Raw genomic sequence first — 7,015 nt, 5'->3', positions numbered from 1 at the left:
CAGCACAAACATTCCACGACACCGTGAAATCACCGGTCACCTGTGCAAGTCAGGTGTCGAGAGTTTCGAAGGTGCGGTTGTCTGTGGCAACTACAGAGGAAGGCGGGCTCGCCACGGTCTGCGCACCGTTGTTGTCCTCGATGTCGATGGTGCTGCCGGAAGCTGCGTCGGCGCCGGTGTCTTCGGCGGCAGCTTGGCCGCAGCCGGCCAGTGCGAGTGCAACCACGCCGGCCAGGGCGCTGAAACGGAGACGAGACGAAACCATGGTGATCTACTTCCTGCAAAAGTCATTGATGACAGATGAACACGAACTGTGAATTAGCTTAGCCTAAGCTTCACGCAATACGTGACAGCAATCTATCGTTATTCATCTCACATTGACAATAAAAGTAGTTTATGGCCTGGTCAGACAGGGAGCACCGGTGGGTGGAGTCACCGACAGATGGGCCGCATCAGATCGAGTCGATAAGACGCCTGGCTTCCTGCTCGGTTGCCGCGGCCGCAGTGGGGCCACCGGACCCACCCCGCGACACATGAGCACCGGCTTCCGCGGCAATGACGCCGCCACCGGCATAGTCATAGATCCCGAGGCCGCGCTCCGCATAGCTGTTGACCTTGCCTTCGGCGAGCATGCAGAGATCGATGGCGGCCGATCCGCAGCGCCGGATATCGTCGTAACCCTCCATCAGGGTGAACAGCTTGGCCAGCTGCGGGCCGCGGTTGTCGCAGGTATAGGCAAAGCCCGTGGCCAGCAGCCTGCCGGAGAGTCCATCGGGCGTCCCGCGCAGACGCCGGGCAGGGATGCCAGACGCCGAATCGCCACCATTCGTCGAATCACCGCTCTCCGTCGAATCGCTACCCGACATTGATCTCCCAACCGCAGACAGGCGACCTTCAATGCGATAGGAACCACGGCCCTTCACGCCCACCCAAGTGGCATTCAAGCCCGGCGAAGCAACGAGACCGATGAGCCAGCCCTCGTCGCCCAGGCCGCGCCCGTGCGACTCGCCAGCCTCGCAGACCCCGACGGAGAAGGCATAGTGCTCGATGTTGCGCACATAGTTGACGGTGCCGTCGATGGGGTCGACGTGCCACTCCAGCGGCGCACCATCATCGCTCATGTCGAGGAGATCATTGCGGCTGGCGTCAAAGCAGTTGAGCTCACGCACGAACTGCGCATCGAAGAAGTCGATGGGATCCAGTGCCGGCGCACCCTCCTCACCGACCATCGTGTCTGCAGGGCGGACCTTCGCCAGGTACCCGCGGACGAGTGATTCGATCTGCGCATCTGCGAGAGTCACGAGGTCGTTGGGCGAAGTCTTCGTGTCCACCACCGAAGCATCAAGCTGCGCACCGAGGGAGCTGCGCCAGGCCACCATCTGCTCCCACGCCATCGCGGAGAGGTCCGAGGCGATGCGGATCAATGGCAGATCGTTGACAGCACTGGGCAGAAGGTCGGTCTCTGAGCTCATAGTTCAACTCTAGTCGGCCCCGAACGGGCTTCCCCTGTAACAACACTGCAATACAGGCCCGAGTGTGTACTTCTTGCATCTAAGCCGCTTTGATTCAGAATTCAAGGGAACTCGAAGCCTCGAGTTCAACCAACTGAACTTCACCACGGGCAACCGAAATCGATACTCCGGAACCAGGCTTCTCGATCATATGACCGCTGGGTCGAAAGAGCCGTTCACCGACCCTGGGAAATCGCCTGTCTAATGCCACATGCATGCTTTTCACAGGATTTCCACAATAAAGCACTGTTGTTATCAATCAGTAATGAAACGAATGACTCAGGTCACCATTGGGCACCCAAGGCGCACCTCGGGCGCTGATCACGTCACTGTGATGCGCAGGCCCACCGAGCACCTCGGCCCACCGGCTGTCAGCTGACGCTCAAGCAGCGCCCTCCTAACCCTATTTCGCGGGGGCTGGCACGGATGTCGCGGTCTCAGTGCGCTGGATCGGACCATGCCTGCGCACGATCTCCTGCACCGCCTGCGAGGAGGTGCCTGCCGCCTCGGCGATGGACCCGAAGGTGGCCCCTTCTTCACGAGCACGAAGAATCGCCATCACGTAATCTGTATTGACTTTGGCTCGCTGACGAGAAACCTTACGAACGGCACCAACTAAGGCTGTCTGGTCAACTGTTAATTCACGGGCGCGGCGCGACATGGTTTCTTCCCTTACTTATGTCTGTGGCTCGATGCCAGCTAGATGTGTAGTTCCATTAAATACCACGTATATGACAATAGGCCAATTATTCCCGAATTATAGAAGTTCAGGCGCATTTTCGGTCGTTTACATAACGGTTGTGTAACGTTTGCTGAATTTCCTGCTCTGCGCGATCTGGCCATCCCGCCCAGAGACGGTGCCATCCCACTCACCGTCGAAGGAGTACCTCACCGACTACTGAAGTGGCAGAATGCGGACATGACCACATTGGCTCACAGCTCCAGTGCACCTCGGAACTCTGCGGAGACAGAGATGTCTCTCGCCGATGTCCTCCTGACCGAGCTCCGGTCTGCGGGGGTTCGCGACTTCAGCGTCGATGACACCGATCGTGCCGCGTACACCACCGATGCCTCCCTATTCCGCCTGGTGCCCCAGGCAATCGTGTTCCCGCATGACGAGGCCGACGTCTCGCGCACACTGGCGATCTCGCGTCGTCTGGGAGTACCCATCACCAGCCGCGGCGCCGGCACCTCGATCGCCGGCAATGCGATCGGCACGGGAATCATTCTCGACTTCTCCCGCCATATGAATGAGGTCCTCTCACTCGACCCCGATGCGCAGTCCGCATGGGTTCAGGCCGGATGCATCCACGCTTCTCTGCAGACGCAGGCGCGGCCGCACGGGCTGCGTTTCGGCCCGGATCCCTCAACCCATACGCGCTGCACGATCGGCGGGATGATCGGCAACAACGCCTGCGGGCCACGCGCTCTGGGCTACGGGCGCACCGGCGACAACATCCTGGCGCTGGTCGTCATGCTCGTCGACGGCACCATCGTCACCCTCGACGACACCGACTCGTCCGAGCAGTTCCCGCGTCTGCATGAACTCGTGGCCGGGCAGCTGGGCACCATCCGGACGAGTCTGGGCACCTTCTCACGGCAGGTCTCCGGGTACGGGCTGGAGTCCCTGCTCCCGGAGAACGACTTCGACCTGCGCCGGGCCTTCGCCGGGACCGAGGGCACCTGGGGCATCGTCCTCGCTGCGAAGATGCGTCTGGTCAAGGACCCCACCCATACCGCGGCGGTGGTGCTCGGATTTGAGAACATGGTTGCCGCCGCACATGACGCTCCCCTGTTGAAGGACTTCCCGGTCGCAGCCTGCGAGGGCCTCGACTCGCGCATGCTCGATCGGGTCATCGAAACCAAGGGCGCCGAGGCGGTCCCCCACCTGCCAGAGGGTGGTGGGTGGCTCGTCGTCGAGCTCACCGGCGAGGACGAAGCCGAACTGGTCGATGAGACGAAGCGCCTGATCAGGGAGTCCAATGCCCTGGACTCGGCGGTTCTCGGCCCCCAGGCCGCCGCCGAGGTGTGGGCGATCCGCGCCGATGGTGCCGGCTTGGTCTCCCGCACACCCGATGGTCGTGACGCCCACGCCGGGTGGGAGGATTCCGCGGTTCCGGTGGAGCACCTCGGCGACTATCTGCGTGATCTGATGGACCTGCTCACCGAGCATGGCCTGTGGGGCATTCCCTACGGGCACTTCGGCGACGGCTGCCTGCACATGCGCGTGGACTTTCCACTCGACGATCCCGACGGGCCCGAGGTGATGCGCACATTCATGGTCGCAGCGACGAAGCTCGTGGCGCGCTACGGAGGATCCGTCTCCGGTGAGCATGGCGACGGTCGGGCCAGGTCCGAGCTGCTGCGCCTCATCTATCCCCCGGCGGTGCTCGACCTGTTCAAGGAGGTCAAGGAGCTCTTCGACCCGCAGTACCTGCTCAACCCCGGAGTCATCGTCGACCCGGATGCCCTCAGCGAATCACTGCGCCTGACCCGGCTGCCGCTGCGCGAAGAGCTGCCAGGCAAGTTGGCGATGGCCTACGAAGGAGAGTCGGCAGGGTTTGCCTCGGCCGTGCACCGCTGCACCGGCGTGGGCAAGTGCCGCGCCGACTCCGCCGATACCGGTGGAGTCATGTGCCCGTCTTACCAGGCCACCCGCGATGAACGGCACTCCACGCGCGGTCGCGCCCGGGTGCTGCAGGAGATGGTCTCCGGTGACCTTCTCGACTCCTCGTGGCAGTCCCCCGAAGTCGCCGATGCGCTCGACCTCTGTCTGTCCTGCAAGGCGTGTGGCACCGAGTGCCCGACGGGCACGGACATGTCCACGTACAAAGCGGAGGTCCTCTACCAGTCCTATAAGGGCAGACTGCGGCCGATGAAGCATTATTCGCTCGGGTTCCTGCCGCAGTTGGCGCGGGTCATCACGCCATTGGCTCCCGTGGTCAACCGAGTCTCGGGTCTGCCCGGACTCACGACCGTGGCCAAGAAGCTGTCCGGGATCGACGTGCGCCGATCGATCCCGCAGTTCGCGGCGACGACGTTCAAGAAGTGGTGGTCCACCACGGGCACCACCCCCGCCGAGGTGGGGCCCAGGAATTCGGGTGCACCTGGGGCAGGTGCCAGGGCGAAGACACGTGAGGTGATTCTGTTCGCCGATTCGTGGTCGAATCATTTCGCACCGCGCATCCTCGCCGCCGCCGTTGCTGTGCTCGAACGCGCGGGTGTCACGGTGCGCGTCATCGACCAGACCGTGTGCTGTGGCCTGCCCCTGATCTCGACCGGTCAGCTCGATGCGGCGAAGGCGAACCTGGGAGCGACGATCAGCGCGCTCGATGCCACCGGGGATGTGCCCATCATCGGGGTCGAACCCTCATGTCTGGCGACCCTCAAGGATGATTCGCAGAAGCTTCTGGCCGATGAGGCCTCGGCCCGGGTCGCCGCACGTGTGCAGACCTTTGCCCAGTACCTCCTCAGCGTGGGTGCCGAACTGCCACGGCTGGACGAGGTCGAAGCACTCGTGCAGCCGCACTGTCATCAATCGGCGATCTTCGGCAACGCCGCCGACAAGGAGCTGCTGGCCAGGACCGGCGCCACGGCGAAGTTCCTGGGCGGCTGCTGCGGTCTGGCAGGGAACTTCGGCGTCGAAGAAGGCCATTACGAAACCTCCGTCGCCGTGGCCGAGGTGGCTCTGCTGCCAGCCCTGCGCAAACAGGAAGCGCTGCACAAGCGGACACCGAACGCGGTCGGGGCTGGAGGACCAGCGGGGACAGGTGAGGCTGCCGGTGATGGTGACCGAACACGAGTCGTGCTGGCCGATGGCTATTCCTGTCGGACCCAGATCGCTGACCTCAGCAACGCCCAGGGTGTGTCGCTGCCGGAGTTGCTCGCCTGGGGCTGGGGTCTCGAACCCACTCGATGAGCGAGGGCTCAGGCACACGCTACCTGGGCTCCGGCGCACGCCGCCTGGGCTCAGGCTTTGGCGGTGAGGACCGGAACTTCGGCTTCGAGCAGGATTCGCTGGGCCTGCGAGCCGAGAATGAATTTGCCGATGGCTGAGCGTTTGCGCAGTCCGATGACGATGAGCTGAGCGTCGTGTTCTTCGACGAGCTCGTTCAGGGTTCCGGGCAGATCATCTTCGTGATCGGGCTGGAGCACCTCGACCTCGACGTCCGAGTCCTTGCCCAATGCGACGATTCGGTCGATGACGTCCTGGTCGATCTCGGTCGGGGTTCCACTGGCTCCGCGTCGTTGAGAGTTGATCACGACAGCATTGCTCGACCGAAGTTTGGCCTCTGCGAAGCCCGCACGCAGAGCCGCTTCACCCTCAGGAGCAGGAAGATAGCCAATGAGAATCGTCATAACAACAAGTATATTGGCTCTGCCCCGATTAGTTCATTCTCGTGTCATCGTGAGGACATCTCAGGGCCTTCACGACCGGCCCTGCTCACTTGGGCCTCCCGCTCATTTTGCCCGCCCGCTCACCAAGGTCGCGCAGTGCGTCCAACAGTTCCGGGGGCTGGATCACTCGACATTCCACGGGAGTCGCCGCGGTGATCACGGCCGCCCATCCGAGGTCCTCGACACCGAACTCGATGCGGGCACCGTCGTCGGTCTTCGTGATCGTCGCCGTCCTTGTAGGGAACCACGCTTTGGTCTCGGCCACTGTGGCATCGACATCCAGGATCACGGTGTGGCGGTACGCGTCGGTGGTGACGGCGGAACTCACGGCCGCCTCGGCGTCGGGATGGTCTCTGGGCGAGAAGGCGAAGGTCGTTTCGTGAACCTGAGTCATCCGATCGAGGCGGAATACGCGCCAGTCGCTGCGGGTGAGATCCCAGGCATAGAGATACCAGTGCGCGCCGAGAACCACCAGCTGCACCGGCTCCACCCGGCGCTCCATCGCCGTCGCGCGTGAGCTGTCGGCTGGCTTCCGCTTCATGTGGGTGAACGTCAGGACGCTTCGAGACGTGATCGCCGAGGCGGTCGTCATCACCGATGTCATGTCGACTCCAGGCTCGTGACCAGCCAGAACAGAGACCGCCGTGCTGATGTCCCCGATCATCTCGCGCATCACAGCAGGCAGCATTTCGCGCAATTTCGCGGTGGCCGAATCGGCGTTCGACGTACCCAACCCGGCTCCGTTGAGCAGTGCCAAGCCGAGCGCTATGGCCAGTGCTTCACCGGCCTCGAGCTGCAGCGGGGGCAGGACGGTGCGCGAGTGAGCGCGGTATCCGCCGGCCGCGCCCGGGGTTGACTCGATGACATATCCGAGCTGCCGCAGGCTCGTGATGTCACGGCGAATGGATCGCGGGGTGACACCGAAGTGTGCGGCCAGCTCAGTCGCGGAGTAGGTCCGTCCCGAAGCCACCATCCCCAGCAACGACAGCAGACGGAAATCAGCGGTCATAGCGGTCATAGCGGTCATAGCGGACAGTATATGTCCGCAATCGGTCAGATGCTTGTGTCACAGGTCCGGACGACCGGATCAACGACTGACATTCAGG

The 7,015-nt window shown here is 62.9% G+C and carries 6 protein-coding genes; 1 reads left to right on the top strand and 5 read right to left on the bottom strand.

Annotated features, from left to right (window positions below):
* Positions 1 to 49 precede the first annotated feature (49 nt).
* The 3 genes from INT40_RS14925 to INT40_RS14915 form a co-directional block, all read right to left on the bottom strand.
* Entirely contained in the window at positions 50 to 265 is a 216-nt protein-coding gene (locus INT40_RS14925) for a hypothetical protein (protein ID WP_193071354.1), read from the bottom strand.
* Between the two features lie 187 nt (positions 266 to 452).
* On the bottom strand, positions 453 to 1,472 hold the full coding sequence (locus tag INT40_RS14920) for an inositol monophosphatase family protein (RefSeq protein WP_193071353.1): 1,020 nt from the start codon (positions 1,470 to 1,472) through the stop codon (positions 453 to 455).
* Between the two features lie 442 nt (positions 1,473 to 1,914).
* Complete coding sequence (locus INT40_RS14915; RefSeq protein ID WP_193071352.1) at positions 1,915 to 2,070, bottom strand: hypothetical protein; 156 nt, start codon at positions 2,068 to 2,070, stop codon at positions 1,915 to 1,917.
* A 414-nt stretch (positions 2,071 to 2,484) separates the two neighbouring features.
* Between INT40_RS14915 and INT40_RS14910 the strand changes: the two genes are divergently transcribed.
* Positions 2,485 to 5,430, top strand: a complete 2,946-nt coding sequence (locus tag INT40_RS14910; RefSeq protein WP_193071397.1) for an FAD-binding and (Fe-S)-binding domain-containing protein — start codon at positions 2,485 to 2,487, stop codon at positions 5,428 to 5,430.
* A gap of 50 nt (positions 5,431 to 5,480) precedes the next feature.
* Here the strand turns inward: INT40_RS14910 and INT40_RS14905 are convergent, their stop codons facing one another.
* Both INT40_RS14905 and INT40_RS14900 read right to left on the bottom strand, forming a co-directional pair.
* On the bottom strand, positions 5,481 to 5,870 hold the full coding sequence (locus INT40_RS14905) for a universal stress protein (RefSeq protein WP_101573175.1): 390 nt from the start codon (positions 5,868 to 5,870) through the stop codon (positions 5,481 to 5,483).
* Between the two features lie 85 nt (positions 5,871 to 5,955).
* Entirely contained in the window at positions 5,956 to 6,936 is a 981-nt protein-coding gene (locus tag INT40_RS14900) for a helix-turn-helix transcriptional regulator (protein WP_226831404.1), read from the bottom strand.
* Positions 6,937 to 7,015 lie beyond the last annotated feature (79 nt).

Source organism: Brevibacterium sp. FME17 (assembly GCF_014897515.1).
In the GTDB taxonomy this organism is placed as follows: Bacteria; Actinomycetota; Actinomycetes; order Actinomycetales; family Brevibacteriaceae; genus Brevibacterium.
This window is presented reverse-complemented; position numbering and strand designations above follow the sequence as displayed.

Coding starts and splice junctions, on each gene's coding strand:
- INT40_RS14925 (WP_193071354.1), bottom strand. CDS start 265: ATGGTTTCGTCTCGTCTCCGTTTCAGCGCCCTGGCCGGCGTGGTTGCA.
- INT40_RS14920 (WP_193071353.1), bottom strand. CDS start 1,472: ATGAGCTCAGAGACCGACCTTCTGCCCAGTGCTGTCAACGATCTGCCA.
- INT40_RS14915 (WP_193071352.1), bottom strand. CDS start 2,070: ATGGCGATTCTTCGTGCTCGTGAAGAAGGGGCCACCTTCGGGTCCATC.
- INT40_RS14910 (WP_193071397.1), top strand. CDS start 2,485: ATGTCTCTCGCCGATGTCCTCCTGACCGAGCTCCGGTCTGCGGGGGTT.
- INT40_RS14905 (WP_101573175.1), bottom strand. CDS start 5,870: ATGACGATTCTCATTGGCTATCTTCCTGCTCCTGAGGGTGAAGCGGCT.
- INT40_RS14900 (WP_226831404.1), bottom strand. CDS start 6,936: ATGACCGCTATGACCGCTATGACCGCTGATTTCCGTCTGCTGTCGTTG.